The sequence below is a fragment of the Companilactobacillus hulinensis genome (assembly GCF_003946555.1).
Classification (GTDB): Bacteria; Bacillota; Bacilli; order Lactobacillales; family Lactobacillaceae; genus Companilactobacillus; species Companilactobacillus hulinensis.
Genome location: NZ_RHOO01000015.1, coordinates 42,913 through 60,013, shown reverse-complemented (window position 1 = coordinate 60,013; position 17,101 = coordinate 42,913). Strand labels below are relative to the sequence as shown.

The following is a 17,101-nucleotide window of genomic DNA, read 5'->3' as shown; positions in this document are numbered from 1 at the left end:
GTTTTAGGCTGGAATACTGCCATTGATTCATTTCGTGGATATTTAACAAAGTGTTCGGATTAAACTTGCAATCTCTCATTTGAAATTAATAATTTTTATTTATTACTTATTAAAAATACTAAGATTCATTTCTTCGATTTTTGATTTTAATTTATCAAAAATATTCTTATTATCATTTATGCTTGAAATCACATATGCCTTAATATAGTCTTCATCGGACTTTTGACCTTCACGGGTACCCGCTTCAGCCATTGAACAGTACATTGAATCAAGTTTGAACAATGATTGTTCCTTCTTAGCAAGATAGATTCCTTCATTAGCATAATCAATAGCCTTTTGATTATCGTCCAAATCAAGCGACAAATTGGACATGTTAGCATAAATCAAAATACTATCATGATAATTATCTTCATTGATCTTTTCAACGCTAGCTTGAATCAACTCTTTAGCCTGATTGTAATAGACCTTAGCTTCATCTAGAGACTTCTTATTAACATATGCCTTGGCAGTGTACACATCAATTAAAATGTCATACATGTCGATATTAGCAATATTAACATTCATTGCACGATTGAAATCAAAAATTGCCTTGTCAAAATTTTCGTTAATTTCATATTCGACTAACCCATTGAAGAAATGAATTAACTTAATTTCCTGCTTGTTATTAACATTGATATTATTCAATTTATTGAGCTTATCACTGATACCTTGATAATCATCCTGATAAAATGAATTCTTTATATCAGAAATAATTGAATAAATTTGACTATCATCGTTAACAATCACAAGGTTCATTGTGATACCCAGTCTTTCACAAATGTGAACCAAGATCTCCATGCTAGGAATTTTGTCCTTTTTTTCAATCAGACTTACAGTAGCCTGCGTACATATGCCGTCGGCCAGCTCAGATTGAGAAATACCTCTAAGCTTTCTGTAATGGCGAATTTTTTCACCTAAAATTTTCATTTGAATTATCCCCATTCATTTATTAATTTCAGGATAATTTAAACAGTTCTTAAAAAAAGTTGCAAGAAATAAGCAACAATAAAACAATAAGTTTTACATATTTAATTATTGACTTCAAAAAGCCATGCATCTTTCTCAGAACCATTTAATAATTCCGGATTATCAGTTAATTTATCATTAACCTTCACTATTGTACCTGAAACTGGCGATTCAAACTCAATTACAGCCTTTTGTGCTTCAACTTCACCGGTAGAATCACCCACTTTTATTTCACGTCCAACCACTGGAAGATCAATAAACTTAACCTTTCCAAGAGCTTCTTGACCAGCTGAGGTCAAACCTATACGTGTTGTATTGTCACCTTTTTCAACCCATAAATATTTTTCGCTTGCCATTATCAATAACTCCTATCTTTGCTTAAAAGTACCATTTTCAAACATATAACTCTTGTGATGATATCTCATTGACATAATCAAACCGATTCCAATCATATTACCCAATAATGATGAACCACCTTGAGAAATAAACGGTAAAGGAATACCAGTCAACGGTAAAAGACCAACACTCATACCAATATTCTCAAAAACGTGGAACAAGATCATCATAATTACACCAGTTGATACATATGCATAAAATTCATTCTTTGTATCAAATGTAACTTGAATCATTTGATAAATTAGTAAGAAATACAAGAATATAACAACACAAGAACCAATAAATCCAAAATTCTCACCGATAACTGAGAAAATCATATCTGATTCTCTAACAGGGACATATACATTAGAAACGTTGAATCCCTTACCAAATAGCTGACCCGAACCAATAGCCTTCATGGTTTGCCAAATCTGGTAACCATTTTCAGATGTATCCTGAGATGGATTCAACCAACTATCAATACGTGCAAATTGGTATGACCTGAAACCTGCATGCGTCAGAATCTGACGTCCCCAATCAGTTGTCGCAAACGTTAAAGCGGCACCACCGACTATTGCAACTAGCAAGAATGCGGTCAAAATGATTCTCCAATCAATTCCTGAAACCAAAACCATTCCACCAAGAATTGCGACGAAAACCAATAATGTACCCAAGTCATTTTGTAATTTCAACAAAACCATAACTGGAGCAGTCCATAATATCATTTTACCTAATAGCAAAAAGTCAGTTTTTAGTGTGTGAACTTGATATTCACTATTATGATTAGTTATAACCTTACCCATCATTAATATGAAGGCAGGCTTCATAACTTCAGATGGCTGAAACGTGAAAGAACCAATGGCAAACCAACTCTTAGCACCAGTAGTAGCTGCATAAGACTTGCTATAGAAAATCAGGACTAGTGCCAACAGCGCTAATCCACCATAATAAGCGTAATTAGCCACTTGCCAAAGTTGCTCCGCATCAAACTGCATTATTACCACGACAATAATCGCTCCAAGAGCAAACCAAGCCACTTGAGAAATAACATTTCTAGTAGGACTCTGTGAATCTTGGATAGTCGCAACGTAAATAGACATTAAGCCAATTATGGCCAACATCATTACGGAAAAGATTATTCCGTAATCGATTCGTGAATCCGTATCATTTGCTTTCTTATTATTTCTAATTTGCATTTTTACACCTATTAATGATTATGTAGATTGTATTGCATAAGCAATTCATTTATAGCGTCGTCTAATTTCACCGACTTAAATGGAGTATCAGTACTTTCAATAAATGAAAGATAACGTTCCCCTTCTTTTGTAATTGTACCAACATACTTCTTGCCATCCCATAATTCATATCTCTCAGGATCGCTGCTAATATCTTTTAGGTTAATTTCAACTGCTTTCTTCTTCTTAGACATTAAATCTTCCTATTCTTTTCTGTTGTGAAATTTCTGAGCAATAATTTCATCCTCATAGTTCTCTGGATGCGGATTTCGAAAGATAGTGAAATTGTCCGGAACTGGATCAACACCACCACGAACGAAAGGGTTGCAACGTAATATACGAGCAATCCCCATAATTGAGCCCAAAATTGCACCATGTTTTTTTACTGCATCAATAAAATATGTAGAACAAGTTGGATAGTACCGACAACTTGGAGGTAAAACTGGTGATATAAATTTTTGATAGATATGGACTAAGCCAATTATTAATTTTTTTATCATAATTATCTCAAGAAATCAAACATATGCATCCAAGTCCCAGGCCATAGAACAGCTAAGGGATTTGATCCACCTAAAGCTGATCCAATGAGCATGCCTAAAACTAGAAAAATAAGCATAATTAATAAAACCCAACCAATTTTTCTGAAAATATCATGACGATATTCTTTACCAAAGTCTCGTTTCATCATTCACCTTAATATTTCTTATGTTTTTCAATGTTATCCAATAGAATTCCAGTTCCTAATGCAACTGAATCTAATGGGCTTTCTGTCAACAATACAGGTACTTGTAACTCATCTGCCAATAGCTTATCAAGATTCTTCAGCAACGAACCACCACCAGTAAGCATGATACCACGATCGATAATATCAGCTGATAATTCAGGTGGGGTTTGTTCCAATACACCCTTAGCAGCTTCGATAATCTGTGTGACACCATCTTTTAATGCATCTTCAACTTCTTTTTCGTTGATAGTGATTTCTTTTGGTAATCCACTAACAATATCAATACCACTAGCTGAGAATGTGACGCTTTCATCTGCGTCCATTGCACAACCAATTTCGATCTTGATTTGTTCCGAAGTTCTTTCACCAATGATAAGGCCATGATTTTGCTTAACATAGGCTTGAATAGCACTAGTCATCTTATCACCCGCAAATCTCAATGAACGGCTTGTAACGACGTCTCCCATTGATAGAACGGCAATATCACTAGTACCACCACCGATATCAATAACCATGTTACCTTGTGGCTTGAAAATATCCAAACCTGCACCTACTGCTGCGACCTTGGGTTCAAGTTGTAAATAAACCTTGCCACCGCCAGCTTGTTCGGCAGCTTCAATAATAGCCTTTTGCTCAACTGGAGTAACGTTTGTCGGAGCACAAATCATAATGGTTGGCTTAGAAAAACGTCCTCCTACATTTAATTTATCAATGAAATATTGAAGCATTTTTTCTGTTATATTGAAGTCAGCAATAACACCATCTTTCAATGGACGAACCGCTTTAATATTTGCTGGTGTCCTACCAACCATCATATAAGCGTCTTTACCAACAGCGACTACATTGTCGTTCTTGGTATTTATTGCGACCACAGAAGGCTCATTCAAGACGATACCTTCCCCTTTTACATCTATAAGTACATTTGCTGTACCCAAATCAATTCCTAGATATTTTGACATGCGCTATATCCTCCAAAATCTAAACACAAAAAGTATATCATAATCGAGCGTATCATATTAAATTTTCAATAAAAAAAGAAAGTGGTATTCCACTTTCTTAAGATAATTCTAAGCTAATTTTGTAACACTAGATACTGTATTGAACACTAAACTTTCTCTACCATTTTCATCGATAGAAACACGTCTAACGTTAGCACCCAGATCTCTTAATTTCTCAGTAAAACGGTAATATCCGCGGTCCAAATATTGAAGGTTGGAAACTCTAGTCTCACCTTCAGCAACTAATCCTGCTAGAACTAATGCAGCTGCAGCACGTAAATCAGTAGCAGCTACTTTGGCACCAGACAATTGAGCTGGTCCAAACATAATGACAGAATTACCTTCAATTTTATAGTCAGCCTTCATTTTTCCAAATTCAGGAAAATGCATAAAACGATTCTCAAATACAGTCTCTGTCATAACGGTGGTTCCAACACTTAATAATTGTGCCAAGGTCATTTGAGCTTGCATATCTGTAGGGAATCCTGGATGTGGCAAAGTTTTAACATCAACTGGTTTCAGTTGATTAGAACCAATGACACGAATTCCTTCATCGTTCTCCTCAACCGTAACGCCCATTTCTATTAGCTTTGAAATCAAAGGTTTGTTATGAGCTGCAACGGCGTCTTCGATGAAGATATCACCATTTGTAACGGCAGCGGCAACCATGAAAGTTCCTGCTTCGATACGATCTTGCATAATTGAGTGTTCACAACCATGCATTGATTCAACACCAGTAATACGGATAGTGTTTGTACCAGCACCAGTAATATCAGCACCCATTTTGTTCAAAACATTAGCTAAATCAACGATTTCTGGTTCACGAGCAACGTTATCAATAACGGTTGTTCCATCAGCAAGTGATGCTGCCATCATGATGTTTTGTGTTGCACCTACACTTGGAAAGTCCAAGTAAATATTTGCTCCATGCAAACCATCTGTCTTGGCATCGATAAATCCACCATTTTGGCTAAATACAGCCCCCATGGCTTCCAATCCCTTGATATGTAAATCAATTGGTCTAGAACCAATTGCACAGCCACCAGGCATAGCAACGTGAGCCTCTTTACTACGAGCTAATAGCGGTCCTAAAACGACAATAGAAGCACGCATTTTATCAACAAGTTCTTCAGGAGCCGTTGTAGAAATACCATTAGAAGTATCAACAGTTAAAATTTCATCATTTTCATCAAAAGTTACATCAGCGTTTAAGGCTCTTAAGACTTTAGCCATCGTTGTAACATCAGAAAGTGGAGGGATATTTGATAAGGATGTTTTTCCTTCGGATGCTAACAATGTTGACGCCAAAATAGGTAGCGCAGCATTTTTAGCCCCCTCAATTCTAACTGATCCCTTTAATTGACTAGGTCCATTTACGATAATTTGTTGCACAATATTCTCCTCCGAAACGTTGGATTCATTAAAAAAGTAAGGTTAGGTTTTGTGAAACACTGATGATGTTCAAAAAGAATGAACTCACCGTATAACCCAGAGCGATTGAAACAAACGCTACAAGTAATTGTAACATTCTAGGATTGGATTTGTTATAAATTTTTCTCCAATCTACAACTTGTAATATATTGAAACTGAGCCAAATGAATACCACATGACTAACCAGTGTGATTATCGCATTTATTCCTAAGCTTGTCATTTTTTAAACCTCGCTTTTTTATAGAGTAACACGGTTGGTGTTGCTATGATTTTTTTTCATAATATTTTAAAGGTTACTTTAAAATATTAGCAGATTATTTGACAAATTTAAAACTTCATTTGAGCAACAAAAAAGGACTGACACTTTCCACATGGATTTGTGTTAGTCCTTATTTATTTACATTTTAAGTCTCTCTACTTATTAAGATGAGAGCTTACATTGATTCTATTCACAGCTTTACGCAAAGAAACTTGAGCACGTGCTAAGTCATCGACATTATGCTTCTCTTCAGCCGTCTTAATTGTAGTTTCGGCTTTCTGTTTAGCATATTCGGCACGTCTTAAATCAATATCTCTAGCTCTTTCAGCACTATTAGCTACGATAGAAACTAGATTATTGCTGAACTCCAAGAATCCGCCGTTTACAGCGATAGCATCTTCGTGATGCGGATTATCAGTACGCTTTACACGCACCTCAGCAATTCTAAGTGGCGCAATAATTGGTTCATGGTTAGCCATGATACCTAAATCACCATCAATTGCACTCGCAACCAAAAGATTGGCGTGATGGTCATATACAACACCATCAGGAGTAACAATATTGACCGTCACAACATTATTTTGATCAGCCATATTATTCCCTCCTTATTAGTTAGCTACTGCCTCAGCAGTATTATCATCTTGTTGTTCGTCATCTGCAGGTGTCCAGCCCATCTTCTTGGCTTTAGCGATAACATCTTTAATTCCACCAACACCATTAAAGGCATCTTCTGGAATGTCATCGTACTTACCTTCAAGGATGTCCTTAAAGTCCTTAACTGTTTCTTCAACAGGAACATAAGAACCTGGAATACCTGTAAATTGTTCAGCAACACTGAAGTTTTGTGACAAGAAGAATTGAATACGTCTTGCACGTGCAACGACAGTCTTCTCTTCATCAGACAATTCGTCCATACCAAGAATTGAAATAATATCTTGGAGTTCACGATATCTTTGAAGAACTTGTTGAACTTGTGTAGCAACATCATAGTGTTCTTGTCCAACAACATCAGGATCAAGGGCTGATGATGATGAAGCCAATGGATCAACAGCTGGATAAATACCTTGTTCAGTTAACTTACGTTCCAAGTTGGTTGTAGCATCCAAATGGGCGAAAGTTGTGGCTGGAGCAGGGTCAGTATAATCATCGGCAGGAACATAAACGGCTTGAATTGAAGTGATTGAACCCTTCTTAGTAGAAGTGATTCTTTCTTGCAATTGACCCATTTCTGTAGCCAATGTTGGTTGATAACCAACGGCTGAAGGCATACGTCCAAGCAAGGCTGAAACTTCAGAACCAGCTTGTGTAAATCTGAAGATGTTATCGATAAACAATAGAACATCTTGTCCTTCAACATCACGGAAGTACTCAGCAATTGTCAAACCTGTTAAGGCAACACGCATACGAGCACCAGGTGATTCATTCATTTGACCATAAACCATGGCTGTTTTTTCAAGAACACCGGATTCCTTCATTTCATAATAAAGGTCATTACCTTCACGTGTTCTTTCACCAACACCAGTAAATACTGAGATACCACCATGCTCTTCAGCAATATTGTGGATCAACTCTTGAATAAGAACGGTCTTACCAACACCGGCACCACCGAACAAACCAACTTTACCACCACGAACGTATGGTTCTAGAAGGTCAATAACCTTGATACCTGTTTCAAGAATTTCTGTTGATGTGTTTAATTCATCATATGCAGGTGCATCACGGTGAATACTGTCTCTTCTGAAATCGGCAGGGAATTCCTTACCTCCATCAATTGTTTCACCTAAAACGTTGAACACACGACCCAGTGTTTCTTTTCCAACAGGAACAGAAATTGAACTACCTGTGTTTTCAACATCAGCACCTCTTTGAAGTCCGTCAGTAGAACCCATGGAAATAGCACGTAAGGCGCCATCACCTAATTCTAGAGCAACTTCAAGGGTAATCTCTGATCCGTCATTTTTCTTAACAACCAAAGCATCATTAAGTTCTGGAAGGTTTCCATCTAAAGGAAACTCAACATCAACAACTGGACCGATTACCTGAATAACTTTACCTTTGCTACTCATTTATTTGGCTCCTTTCTAAACTATTCTAGTGCAGCAGCACCGCCGACAATTTCAGTGATCTCTGTAGTAATTTGAGCTTGACGAGCACGGTTATAATGCAATGACAAACTTGAAATCAAGTCGTCCGCATTATCAGTAGCACTCTTCATGGCTGTTACAGATGCAGCGTGTTCCGCTGTCTTCGCATCCATCATTGCTCCGAAAATTAAAGACTCAATGTATTGAGGTACGATTGCAGACAAGACCGCTTCAGGACTTGGATCTGTAATGTATTCACTTGCAACATGTTCTTCTTCTAGAGTGGTATCTGTAGTCTCCGCAAGTGGGAGTAGTTTATCAGTTGTAAACTTAGATACCAATGAATTAACGTGATGATTATGACAAATATAAATTTCGTCAAATGTTCCAGCTTGATATAACTGCAAAATGGTCTTCATAATTGGAGTTACATCTTTAACAGTTGGAATATCAGGTAATCCACGGATTTCATATGAAATATCAATTCCACGTGTCTTGAAGAATTCAGTTCCTGTGGCACCTAATGAAATAACAGTAAACTTACTTTGGTCATTATGGTATTTTTCACTAAAAATACCCATCATTTCCTTTAAAATATTACTATTATATCCACCAACTAAACCACGATCACTGGTAATAACAACATATGCAGTCTTTTTGACCTCACGCACTTGTAGAAGATTGTTCAAACTCCATGGATCTGCATCATTTTCAGATGAAATGGTAATATCTTTGAACACGTTTCCCATTGTCAAATGTCTGACAATATCTTCAACTTTTTTTGCGTACAATTGATAAGCAATAGATTTCTTTTCAATACGAGAGAGTTTAGCACCAGAAACCATTTGCATGGCTCTTGTTATTTGACCGGTTTTCTTAGTAGAAGAAATTCTTCTTTTAATATCCATAAGTGACTCAGCCATAATTTAAACCTCCTGTATTATTTATCTTGCTTTCCTGATTTAGAAGCTAAGAAGTTTTCAGTGAATTCTTTTACACCGTCGCTCATCTTATCTTCATCAGGTAGTGTACCTTTTTCTTTAATTTCAGTTAAGAGATCAGAATGATTTGCGTCGAAGAATTCAGAAAGTGATGATTCATATTCCTTGATGTCTTCAATGGCAACCTTATCTAAGAAGCCTCTTGTCAAAGCAAAAAGGATCAATACTTGTTTTTCAACAGGAATTGGTGAGTGTACTGGTTGTTTTAGAACTTCAACTGTACGACTACCACGATCCAACTTAGCCTTTGTAGCTTCATCAAGGTCAGAACCAAATTGAGCAAATGATTCCAATTCACGGTATGAAGAAAGATCTAGACGTAATGTACCAGCAACCTTCTTCATAGCCTTGATTTGTGCGTCACCACCAACACGAGAAACAGAAGCACCAGCATCAATAGCTGGACGTGTACCTGAATAGAATAAATCACTACCCAAGAAGATCTGTCCATCAGTGATTGAGATAACGTTTGTTGGGATATATGCGGAAATATCACCGGCTTGTGTTTCAACGATTGGTAAGGCAGTCATTGAACCACCACCCAATTCGTCACTCAACTTAGCAGCACGTTCTAGTAAACGTGAGTGCAAGTAGAAAACATCACCAGGATATGCTTCACGCCCAGGTGGTCTACGAAGCAATAATGACACTTCACGATAGGCATTAGCCTGTTTGCTTAAATCATCATATACGATAAGAACGTGCTTACCATTATACATGAAGTATTCACCCATAGCTGCTCCAGCATATGGTGCGAAATACAACATAGGAGCGGGTTGACTAGGACCAGCCTCGACAACGATGGTATAATCCATTGCTCCATTCTTTCTTAAGGTTTCAACTTGACTTCTAATAGTTGATTCCTTTTGACCAATAGCAACATAAACACAAATCATGTCTTGGTCTTTTTGGTTGATAATTGTATCAATAGCGATTGAAGTTTTACCAGTCTTACGGTCACCAATGATCAACTCACGTTGGCCACGACCGATAGGTACAAGTGCATCAACGGCTTTCAAACCAGTTTGTAATGGTTCAAAAACTGACTTACGTTGCATAACACCGGGTGCAGGAGATTCAATAGGTCTTGTCTTATCAGTCTTGATTTCACCAAGACCATCAACAGGTTGACCCAATGAATTTACGACACGTCCAATAAGTGCATCACCTACTGGAACTTCCATGATACGACCAGTTCTCTTAACTGTATCGCCTTCACGAATTTGATCGTAATTTCCCAAAATGATAATACCAACATCATCACTTTCAAGGTTTTGAGCCACACCATATGTACCGTCTTGGAATTCAAGTAACTCAGATGCCATAGCATTTTCAAGGCCATTAGCACGAGCGATACCATCACCGACGTATGTAACTGTACCTACTTCATCAACTGAGAGTTCATTTTTATAGTTCTTTAACTGTTCTTTGATCAGTGAACTAATCTCTTCAGTTTTGATGCTCATTCTTTTCACCTCTACTTATTTGTTAACAATAGCATATGTTTAATGTCGTTAAATCTCTTAACGACACTTCCATCTATAACTTGATCACCAACACGGATAACAATCCCACCGATGATGGATGGATCTACTATTTTCGTTAAATTTACTTGATTTACTGAAAATCTATCTTTAACTACAGATTTTAGCTTATCTTCTTGTTCAGGACTTAAATCGATTACGGAAGTTACCGTAACTTCTTCGATACCATGTTCGGAATCGTATTTTTCAATAAAAGCTTCAGTAATTTCCTCTAAACAATTCAACCTATCTCTGTCAAAAAGCATACTTACGAAATCTTGCATTAATTCACTTAAATCAGACTTCAAAGTATCAACGATTTTAGATTTTTCAGTGCGGGAAATGGCACGTCCTGAAAATGCAATATTTAATCCAGGATTTTCTGAAAACACTTGGTTCAAACTCTTAAGTTCTTCCAAAGTATTATCGACTGAATCCTGTTCTACTGCAACCTCATAAAGTGCTCTACTATAACGTTTTCCCACTTGGAATTTACTTAGTTTCATTGTTTACAGTCAACTCCTTAATATAAGAGTCGATCAGTGACTTTTGGTCATTTGCATTGAGTTCTTTGGAAATAACTTTTGAAGCAACTTCCAGAGACAAGCTAGCGATGTCATTTTGTGCATCGTTCATAGCTTCTTGTTTAGCTCGTTGTGCATCTAACTTAGCCTTTTGTCTTACTGATTCGGCTTCACTATGAGCGTCGGCCATAATGGATTTCTTTTGATCTTCACCATTATCTTTAGCCTTATTAACGATCTCAATAGCTTCAGCACGTGAATTCTTAAGTGCGTCTTCACGTTCCTTTGCCAACTTGTCAGCACGTGCACGTTCTTGATCAGCGTAATCCAAATCTCCGGATATCTTCTCTGATCTTGCATCCATCATCTTTGTGACAGGACCCCATGCAAACTTCTTAACAGCTGCAGTTAAAAGGACGAATGAAAGTAGAATAAAAAGCATGTCACCTAAAGCTAATTTACCTGCTCCAAGCACTAATAAACTTGCCAATATTCTCCACTCCTTCCTTATAAAACATAAAAAGGCGATTTGTTTAATTTATCGCCGATTTGATTGTATGTATTATACGAAAAGAATAACGAATGCAATAGCAATAGCAATGATAGGAACGGCTTCGATCAAACCAACACCAATGAACATTGTTGCTCTTAAGTCACCAGAAATTTCTGGTTGACGAGCCATACTTTCCATTGTTTTTGAAATAACAAGTCCGTTACCGATTGATGCTCCAAGAGCTGCAAAACTAGCTGCAATAGCTGCCGCGATTTCTTTCATGATGTAAAATTCCTCCAAATAAAATTATTCTTTTTCCAGTTTACGTGAAATATAAACCATTGATAAAGTGGTAAATACATACGCTTGGATGGCTCCAATAAAGACTGAAAAGCCTTGCCAAATCATTTCTAGTGGTAAAGCAACCACAAACGAAACGACTCCAAAACTCTTAGCAACAGTCCCAATAAGTGCAAGAAGTACTTCACCGGCAAAAATATTACCGTAAAGACGTAATGATAACGTCAAGAAGTTGGTGAACTCTTCAAGGATATTTATTGGTAACAAGAAACCTACAGGTTTTACATAGTTGCTTACATAACCACCAAATCCAAACTTCTTCACTGAATAATAATGTGAAATTAGCAATGATATTAAGGCAAGAGCCATTGTGATCATTGGATTTGTAGTAGGAGATTTAATGTAAGTATATCCGCCTACTTTCACTTGGAATATCAATCCCAATTGGTTTGCGAAAAATACAAATGTAAACAATACGAACGCATATAATCCGAATTGTTTAACCGCTGCGTCAGGCATTAGTGACTTTATAATATTGTTTGTAAAATCAATAATCCATTCGAGCACATTCTGTGCCTTACCTGGCCTCATTGTAACGTGTCGTGACAATGCGAATACAAAGATAAAGACAAGAATTGCGGCGATCAATGCTGATAAGTCATTAGCAACATTGAATCTCAAACCTAGGAATTCGATAAACTTATATTTATCATTCAACAATACCCCCCCTTTCTTCGCTTATTGAAAACAATTGATACCACAAAATAATAACACTTCTAAAAATATATTCAAACAATGTTTTTATTTTATTTAGTACCGAATAGTCTATCACCAGCATCACCTAATCCTGGGAAAATATAACCACTATCAGTGATCTTTTCATCTAATGAGGCAGCGTAAATGTCTACATCTGGGTGTGCTTCTTGAACAGCTTTTACACCTTCTGGTGCAGCAACAAGAACAACAAGACGCATGTGTTTTGCTCCACGTTTCTTCAATGCTTCGATAGCCATATTAGCTGAACCACCAGTGGCAAGCATTGGATCGACGATGAACAATTCACGTTCATCAATATCACTAGGTAACTTCACAAAGTATTCATGTGGCTTAAGAGTTTTTTCGTCACGATACATACCAATGTGACCAACCTTGGCAGCTGGAATTAGTTCCAATACACCATCAACCATGCCCAAACCAGCACGGAGAATAGGAATAACTGCTAACTTCTTACCTGCAAGAACCTTTTGTGTTGATTTGCCCATTGGTGTTTCAATTTCGATTTCTTTCAGTGGCAAATCTCTAGTGATTTCATAAACCATCAATTCACCAATTTCATTGGCAACTTCACGGAATACCTTAGTACCTGTGTGTTTGTTTCTGATAATTGTTAACTTGTGTTGGATCAATGGATGGTTTAATACTTGAAATTTAGACATTTTTGACTCTCCTCTTTTTTTATAACTTTTATTAATTAACTTAATAACCCTTTTACTATTTTTCGAAATGCTTTTGACCAGCTGATTTATTCAAACGGTTTCTATATGCCTCGCCGTGATCAGCATCTGGGAAGCCTTGGGCAAGAATGTACTCCACACCTAAACCATCAAGACCACGTAACCCAGCAAACAATTCCTTCGATGCACTGTAGATATCGTCACCTAACGAAAACTTAAAATACCCCTCATCGTCAGAAATCTTAGATAAAACGTCATCGGTTGCCATGATACCAAGCTTCGTATTCTTGTAATCATTAATAGCTATACCAAAATCGTTTACATCATCAACGATAATAACCTGTGCACTTGGTGCATAATGTTTGTACTTCATCCCTGGAGCCTTTGGTATTTCACCAGCCGCCACCTTATGATGATCGCTGTTTACATTATCTAAGACTTGAAGCAAGTCTTCAACCGTAATCATCCCGGGACGCAAGACAGTTGGTATATCCGTTGAAAGATCAATAACAGTTGATTCAACTCCCAGCTTAGTTGGACCATCGTCAAGAATAGCTGAAATCTTACCTTTCAAGTCATGATATACATGTTTTGCCAAAGTTGGACTTGGCTTACCACTAGTATTGGCAGAAGGCCCAACAATTGGCTTACCAAATGATTTGATCAAATTCAACGTTGTCGAATTATTTGGCATTCTAAAAGCAGCAGTTGTTAAACCACCTGTTACAGCCTTAGACAAACTTCCCGGTTGAATAGGCATAATAATAGTTAATGGGCCTGGCCAAAACCTATTCATAAGCTTCTCAGCGACTGACTTATAACTATTATCTGCATATTCCCAAACCATATCAGGACTTGAAACATGCACGATCAAAGGATTATCACTCGGACGACCCTTAGCTGCATACACATCTTTAACAACATCTGGACGTGTCGCATCAGCACCAAGCCCGTAAACAGTCTCGGTTGGAAAAGCAACTAGCTTACCATCAGCAAGAAACTTAACAGCTTCTGATATTTCTGTATTCTTTAATATCTCTGTTTCCAAAATCTATACCCTCTCCTTTTCAGCTTTCAGATATCGATAATTGCCACTCATATCTTTATGAAATTCTACCTTAAATCCCGGCATATTTTTAGCAAAAATTTCTTCCAAAGCAGATTTTTGATGATAACCAAATTCCATATACAAAATACCATCCTCGGTCAAATATTCTTCAGCATTCTGCGATATGTCTTGATAAAATTTTAATCCATTTTCCTCGCCATATAAAGCTAAATCGGGCTCATATTTAATGACGCTCTGATCCATAACTGGTTGTTCTTGATGAGAAATGTATGGAGGATTCGAGACAATGACGTCGAATGGTTCAGGAACAACGTTCTCAAACAGATCACTCTGTTCCAAAAACACATTATTTGCCTGATAATTATCTGCATTCAAACGAGCAACCTTAAGCGCATCTTTAGAAATGTCGGTTGCTAATATATCATCATCTGGAAACGCCAGAGCCAAACTAATTGCGATAACTCCAGATCCTGTACCAATATCCCAGATATTCAGATTTTTATCAACATGATCATCAATTATTTTTTGAACCATCTCTTCGGTTTCCTGTCTAGGAATTAGAACATCTGGACTCACTGTGAAACTTTTGCCCATAAAATACGCATTACCAAGGATATATTGTACAGGTTCGTCCATACCCAAACGAACTACTCCATCTCGAAAACGCCTCATGATATGACCCGGCACTTCATCGTTACGATGCAATTGCAATTGGGTGTAATTGAAACCTGTTAATTCTTCCATTAAGTACTCCGCATCTTCAGGAAACTTGTCTTCCTGTTTTAGCATTAAAAAAGCCCTTTTCAGGGCATTAGAATAACTTAGTTTCTCCACTTTGAATTTGCTCCAATTTTTGAGTTTGATCATTGACGATCAAAGCATCAATGATTTCGTCAAGTTCACCATTCATAATACGATCTAACTTATTCAGTGAAAGACCAATACGGTGATCCGTTACACGGTTTTGTGGATAATTATAAGTTCTAATTCGCTCAGAACGATCTCCTGTACCAACAGCTGATTTACGTTTCTCATCATATTCACTTTGATTTTCTGATTCATAATAATCATAAACACGTGACTTAAGAATTTGCATCGCTTTTTCACGGTTTTGTTGTTGTGAACGTTGATCTTGCATGGCAACAACAATTCCGGTTGGTAAATGGGTCATACGAACGGCAGATGATGTTTTATTGATATGCTGACCACCGGCACCAGATGAACGATAAACATCAGTACGGATATCCTTTGGATCAAGGTCAATATCAACTTCATCATATTCTGGCATAACAGCAACAGTTGCAGTTGAAGTATGAACACGTCCAGCTGACTCTGTTGAAGGTATACGTTGCACACGGTGTGCACCATTTTCATATTTGAGTTTAGAATAAACACGCTTACCAGTAATCATAACGGCAACGTCTTTGTATCCACCAACTTCAGTTGAGTTTTCATCGATAATATCAAAACTCCAACCTTGTTTTTCGGCATATTTGCTATACATACTCAATAAATCGGCAGCAAACAAACTGGCTTCATCACCACCAGCAGCTCCACGGATCTCCATAATAATATTCTTGTCATCATTAGGGTCCTTAGGAAGCATCAACAATGTGATCTCATGTTCGAGATTTGCTGCTTCTTCCTTTGATGAATTCAATTCATCTTTGGCCATAGCCTGCATTTCTGGGTCATCAGTTTCACGCATGATCTCATCGCTGTCACTGATACTCTTTTGTAATTCCTTGTAATGGTTGAAAGCATTAACGATATCACGCATATCAGCTTCTTCTTTTGAATAAGCCATGTAACGCTTAGTATCATTAATAACTTCAGGATCACTCATTAATTCCTGCAGCTCGGCATATCTTTCAACTAGTGTTTCGAGTTGTTCTAAAATTTTATCCAATTTAACGATCCTTTCTATTTATTGTCTACCATTGGAGGATGATTATAATGGCGTCGACATACTGGGTAATACATTTCATTTCCACCGACAGAGATCTGATCACCTTCGTAAACAGGCTTTCCATCGTGCATACGCATATTCATTGTAGCCTTTTTCTTACAGAACCAGCAGATTGTCTTCATTTCTTCCAACTTATCAGCGTAAAGTAGCAAGTACTTGGTTCCTTCGAATAATTCATTCTTGAAATCATTTTTCAAACCAAAAGCCATAACTGGAATTCCTAAATCGTCCACAACTTGAGTTGCTTGAAGCACTTGTGCCTTAGTCATGAATTCACATTCATCAATAAGAAGACACGCTGCATTAGGATTCTCTCTCTTAACAATATCATAAACATCAGAGTCTTTCTTCAATGCAATAGCATCTCGGTCCAATCCCATGCGACTTTTGATTTTTCCAGCACCTGATCGAGTGTCTATAATGCTCGTCATCAGTATGACTGATTTGCCTTGTTCTTCATAGTTATGTGCTACCTTCAAAATTTCGATAGATTTTCCACTATTCATAGCACCATACTTAAAAAATAATTGCGCCAAAGTTCCGCCTCCAAAATTACGTCCTTGAAGATTATAACTAAAAAAATGCTCCTTGAACATATTAAACATTGAGTAAATTCAATCAAAATCAGATAAAATGTAATTTAGTTGTGATAATATA

At 37.1% G+C, this 17,101-nt stretch carries 22 protein-coding genes; all 22 read right to left on the bottom strand.

Going from position 1 to position 17,101, the window contains the following annotated elements:
- Positions 1 to 102: 102 nt before the first annotated feature.
- Positions 103 to 966 (bottom strand): helix-turn-helix domain-containing protein, encoded by an 864-nt coding sequence (locus EKM66_RS08585; protein WP_125763635.1) that lies wholly within the window; start codon positions 964 to 966, stop codon positions 103 to 105.
- A gap of 101 nt (positions 967 to 1,067) precedes the next feature.
- Complete coding sequence (locus tag EKM66_RS08580) at positions 1,068 to 1,361, bottom strand: glycine cleavage system protein H (protein ID WP_125763633.1); 294 nt, start codon at positions 1,359 to 1,361, stop codon at positions 1,068 to 1,070.
- Positions 1,362 to 1,373: 12 nt separating this feature from the next.
- Positions 1,374 to 2,576, bottom strand: a complete 1,203-nt coding sequence (locus EKM66_RS08575) for an FtsW/RodA/SpoVE family cell cycle protein (RefSeq protein WP_125763631.1) — start codon at positions 2,574 to 2,576, stop codon at positions 1,374 to 1,376.
- 11 nt (positions 2,577 to 2,587) lie between these two features.
- Complete coding sequence (locus EKM66_RS08570) at positions 2,588 to 2,809, bottom strand: DUF2969 family protein (protein WP_125763629.1); 222 nt, start codon at positions 2,807 to 2,809, stop codon at positions 2,588 to 2,590.
- A gap of 9 nt (positions 2,810 to 2,818) precedes the next feature.
- Entirely contained in the window at positions 2,819 to 3,115 is a 297-nt protein-coding gene (gene yidD / locus EKM66_RS08565; protein ID WP_404811463.1) for a membrane protein insertion efficiency factor YidD, read from the bottom strand.
- Between the two features lie 2 nt (positions 3,116 to 3,117).
- Positions 3,118 to 3,303, bottom strand: coding sequence for a DNA-directed RNA polymerase subunit beta (locus EKM66_RS08560; RefSeq protein WP_225426578.1), 186 nt, complete (start codon positions 3,301 to 3,303; stop codon positions 3,118 to 3,120).
- A 5-nt stretch (positions 3,304 to 3,308) separates the two neighbouring features.
- The gene (mreB, locus tag EKM66_RS08555; protein WP_125763627.1) at positions 3,309 to 4,298 is read right to left on the bottom strand and encodes a rod shape-determining protein; all 990 of its coding nucleotides are present in this window, start codon (positions 4,296 to 4,298) and stop codon (positions 3,309 to 3,311) included.
- Between the two features lie 108 nt (positions 4,299 to 4,406).
- Positions 4,407 to 5,729 (bottom strand): UDP-N-acetylglucosamine 1-carboxyvinyltransferase, encoded by a 1,323-nt coding sequence (gene murA / locus EKM66_RS08550; protein WP_125763625.1) that lies wholly within the window; start codon positions 5,727 to 5,729, stop codon positions 4,407 to 4,409.
- A 28-nt stretch (positions 5,730 to 5,757) separates the two neighbouring features.
- Positions 5,758 to 5,988, bottom strand: coding sequence for a DUF1146 family protein (locus tag EKM66_RS08545; RefSeq protein WP_125763623.1), 231 nt, complete (start codon positions 5,986 to 5,988; stop codon positions 5,758 to 5,760).
- Positions 5,989 to 6,182: 194 nt separating this feature from the next.
- On the bottom strand, positions 6,183 to 6,620 hold the full coding sequence (locus EKM66_RS08540; protein WP_125763621.1) for a F0F1 ATP synthase subunit epsilon: 438 nt from the start codon (positions 6,618 to 6,620) through the stop codon (positions 6,183 to 6,185).
- A gap of 15 nt (positions 6,621 to 6,635) precedes the next feature.
- Positions 6,636 to 8,093: a F0F1 ATP synthase subunit beta gene (gene atpD, locus EKM66_RS08535; RefSeq protein ID WP_125763619.1), complete on the bottom strand. Its 1,458-nt coding sequence runs from the start codon at positions 8,091 to 8,093 to the stop codon at positions 6,636 to 6,638.
- 20 nt (positions 8,094 to 8,113) lie between these two features.
- Complete coding sequence (locus EKM66_RS08530) at positions 8,114 to 9,034, bottom strand: F0F1 ATP synthase subunit gamma (RefSeq protein ID WP_125763617.1); 921 nt, start codon at positions 9,032 to 9,034, stop codon at positions 8,114 to 8,116.
- 17 nt (positions 9,035 to 9,051) lie between these two features.
- Complete coding sequence (gene atpA, locus EKM66_RS08525) at positions 9,052 to 10,578, bottom strand: F0F1 ATP synthase subunit alpha (protein WP_125763615.1); 1,527 nt, start codon at positions 10,576 to 10,578, stop codon at positions 9,052 to 9,054.
- Between the two features lie 11 nt (positions 10,579 to 10,589).
- Positions 10,590 to 11,141 carry an ATP synthase F1 subunit delta gene (atpH, locus tag EKM66_RS08520; RefSeq protein ID WP_125763613.1) on the bottom strand — a complete coding sequence of 184 codons (552 nt, stop codon included), beginning with the start codon at positions 11,139 to 11,141 and terminating at the stop codon, positions 10,590 to 10,592.
- The gene (gene atpF, locus EKM66_RS08515; protein ID WP_404811465.1) at positions 11,128 to 11,601 is read right to left on the bottom strand and encodes a F0F1 ATP synthase subunit B; all 474 of its coding nucleotides are present in this window, start codon (positions 11,599 to 11,601) and stop codon (positions 11,128 to 11,130) included. Before atpF ends, atpH begins: the two co-directional genes overlap by 14 nt.
- 120 nt (positions 11,602 to 11,721) lie before the next feature.
- Positions 11,722 to 11,934, bottom strand: coding sequence for a F0F1 ATP synthase subunit C (gene atpE / locus EKM66_RS08510; RefSeq protein WP_025024264.1), 213 nt, complete (start codon positions 11,932 to 11,934; stop codon positions 11,722 to 11,724).
- A gap of 24 nt (positions 11,935 to 11,958) precedes the next feature.
- Positions 11,959 to 12,669, bottom strand: a complete 711-nt coding sequence (gene atpB, locus EKM66_RS08505) for a F0F1 ATP synthase subunit A (protein WP_125763609.1) — start codon at positions 12,667 to 12,669, stop codon at positions 11,959 to 11,961.
- Between the two features lie 89 nt (positions 12,670 to 12,758).
- Positions 12,759 to 13,388 (bottom strand): uracil phosphoribosyltransferase, encoded by a 630-nt coding sequence (gene upp, locus EKM66_RS08500; protein ID WP_125763607.1) that lies wholly within the window; start codon positions 13,386 to 13,388, stop codon positions 12,759 to 12,761.
- 55 nt (positions 13,389 to 13,443) lie between these two features.
- Positions 13,444 to 14,457, bottom strand: coding sequence for an L-threonylcarbamoyladenylate synthase (locus tag EKM66_RS08495; protein WP_164505099.1), 1,014 nt, complete (start codon positions 14,455 to 14,457; stop codon positions 13,444 to 13,446).
- Entirely contained in the window at positions 14,458 to 15,342 is an 885-nt protein-coding gene (gene prmC / locus EKM66_RS08490; protein WP_125763603.1) for a peptide chain release factor N(5)-glutamine methyltransferase, read from the bottom strand.
- Complete coding sequence (gene prfA / locus EKM66_RS08485; RefSeq protein ID WP_125763601.1) at positions 15,287 to 16,384, bottom strand: peptide chain release factor 1; 1,098 nt, start codon at positions 16,382 to 16,384, stop codon at positions 15,287 to 15,289. The genes prmC and prfA overlap by 56 nt, the downstream gene beginning before the upstream one ends.
- Before the next feature lie 14 nt (positions 16,385 to 16,398).
- Positions 16,399 to 16,980 (bottom strand): thymidine kinase, encoded by a 582-nt coding sequence (locus tag EKM66_RS08480; RefSeq protein ID WP_125763599.1) that lies wholly within the window; start codon positions 16,978 to 16,980, stop codon positions 16,399 to 16,401.
- Positions 16,981 to 17,101: the final 121 nt, after the last annotated feature.

Coding starts and splice junctions, on each gene's coding strand:
- EKM66_RS08585 (WP_125763635.1), bottom strand. CDS start 966: ATGAAAATTTTAGGTGAAAAAATTCGCCATTACAGAAAGCTTAGAGGT.
- EKM66_RS08580 (WP_125763633.1), bottom strand. CDS start 1,361: ATGGCAAGCGAAAAATATTTATGGGTTGAAAAAGGTGACAATACAACA.
- EKM66_RS08575 (WP_125763631.1), bottom strand. CDS start 2,576: ATGCAAATTAGAAATAATAAGAAAGCAAATGATACGGATTCACGAATC.
- EKM66_RS08570 (WP_125763629.1), bottom strand. CDS start 2,809: ATGTCTAAGAAGAAGAAAGCAGTTGAAATTAACCTAAAAGATATTAGC.
- yidD (WP_404811463.1), bottom strand. CDS start 3,115: ATGATAAAAAAATTAATAATTGGCTTAGTCCATATCTATCAAAAATTT.
- EKM66_RS08560 (WP_225426578.1), bottom strand. CDS start 3,303: ATGATGAAACGAGACTTTGGTAAAGAATATCGTCATGATATTTTCAGA.
- mreB (WP_125763627.1), bottom strand. CDS start 4,298: ATGTCAAAATATCTAGGAATTGATTTGGGTACAGCAAATGTACTTATA.
- EKM66_RS08545 (WP_125763623.1), bottom strand. CDS start 5,988: ATGACAAGCTTAGGAATAAATGCGATAATCACACTGGTTAGTCATGTG.
- EKM66_RS08540 (WP_125763621.1), bottom strand. CDS start 6,620: ATGGCTGATCAAAATAATGTTGTGACGGTCAATATTGTTACTCCTGAT.
- atpD (WP_125763619.1), bottom strand. CDS start 8,093: ATGAGTAGCAAAGGTAAAGTTATTCAGGTAATCGGTCCAGTTGTTGAT.
- EKM66_RS08530 (WP_125763617.1), bottom strand. CDS start 9,034: ATGGCTGAGTCACTTATGGATATTAAAAGAAGAATTTCTTCTACTAAG.
- atpA (WP_125763615.1), bottom strand. CDS start 10,578: ATGAGCATCAAAACTGAAGAGATTAGTTCACTGATCAAAGAACAGTTA.
- atpH (WP_125763613.1), bottom strand. CDS start 11,141: ATGAAACTAAGTAAATTCCAAGTGGGAAAACGTTATAGTAGAGCACTT.
- atpF (WP_404811465.1), bottom strand. CDS start 11,601: ATGCTTTTTATTCTACTTTCATTCGTCCTTTTAACTGCAGCTGTTAAG.
- atpE (WP_025024264.1), bottom strand. CDS start 11,934: ATGAAAGAAATCGCGGCAGCTATTGCAGCTAGTTTTGCAGCTCTTGGA.
- upp (WP_125763607.1), bottom strand. CDS start 13,388: ATGTCTAAATTTCAAGTATTAAACCATCCATTGATCCAACACAAGTTA.
- prmC (WP_125763603.1), bottom strand. CDS start 15,342: ATGATCAAACTCAAAAATTGGAGCAAATTCAAAGTGGAGAAACTAAGT.